This window comes from Mycobacterium sp. E2462 (assembly GCF_001672685.1).
Classification (GTDB): Bacteria; Actinomycetota; Actinomycetes; order Mycobacteriales; family Mycobacteriaceae; genus Mycobacterium.
In genome coordinates this window covers 1-994 of sequence record NZ_LZKC01000067.1, presented here as the reverse complement: position 1 = coordinate 994, position 994 = coordinate 1, and the positions used below count along the sequence as shown (strand labels likewise).

Here is a 994-nt window from a genome sequence, read left to right as displayed (position 1 = left end):
ACGGCGTTGTCGTCGTCGGCCGACGAACCCGGCGCCATGGGCAACGCCGACCCGGCGAAGAGCCGGCCCGGGATCTTCGCGTCCGGGTCCGACGCGGGGGTGTTGTGGGCGGGCACGCCGGCCACCGAGAAATAGCGCCCGCTCCACGCCGTGAGTTCGGCGAGGTACTCGCGGGTGAAGTGGTCCCGAACGGATGCGGCGACGATGTCGCGTAACTCGTCGACGTCCTGCACCTGACACAGCGTCACCCCGGCCCGCGCCACGCGCGCCGCCATCTGGGCGATGTCTCCCACCGGCACAGGCCACGAACTGTAATGCCGACGGTCGGTGCGCCGCCTCGGGATCGCCGCGGCGAGCGCGATGTCGACCGCGTCGGCGGGGTGTGCAGAAAGCTCGATGGCCGCGAGGTACCCGGGGTCGTCGTGGTCGGGGAACCGAGTCACCTTGCAGCGCCACCCGACCGACGCGAACGCGACGACGCAGTGGTGCAGCGTGGCGCCGCAACTGAGGAGAAGGTCGCGGCCGTCGGGGTCGGTGTTCGGCAACTGCCGGGCGTCGTCGGCGAACAGCTGCAGCCCGGCCGGGTGCACTCGCCACCGCCAGGGCTGGGTGTTGTGCACGGACGGGGCCCGGGACGCCAGCGACAGGACGGTCCGCACCGTGTCCGCGTCCGGCATGCGCGAATTCATGGCAGTCGCCCCCTCGCAGTTGCGTATCACACCGACGATTCCGCACCCGGCGCGGCGGCACGAGGGCACGACGGCTCTTGCGCAAAGGACTTTGGGCCGTTGGCGGGGCACTTATGCTGAACGCCGATGGCTAGTCACGGTCCCGACCCCACCGCACCGCTGTGGCGCGCGGCGCAGGTGTTCCGGCTGTTGAGCTGCATCTACGCCACCGGTTTTCAGATCGCGATCAACCCCGACCTGCGTCGGCCCGTGCTGGGCTGGGTGCTCTTCGCGGTGCTGATCGCGTGGAGCGCGGCCTGCGCGGT

The 994-nt window shown here is 70.9% G+C and carries 2 protein-coding genes; one reads left to right on the top strand and one right to left on the bottom strand.

Annotated features, from left to right (window positions below; translation table 11 throughout):
- On the bottom strand, positions 1–689 hold a 689-nt coding region (locus A5714_RS03485), incomplete at its 3' end, for an NAD(P)H nitroreductase (protein WP_068282809.1).
- A 126-nt stretch (positions 690–815) separates the two neighbouring features.
- On the opposite strand from A5714_RS03485, the gene A5714_RS25850 reads away from it, so the two are divergent.
- Positions 816–994, top strand: a 179-nt coding sequence (locus A5714_RS25850; protein ID WP_231975738.1) for a DUF5931 domain-containing protein, incomplete at its 3' end; no start/stop codon positions are given.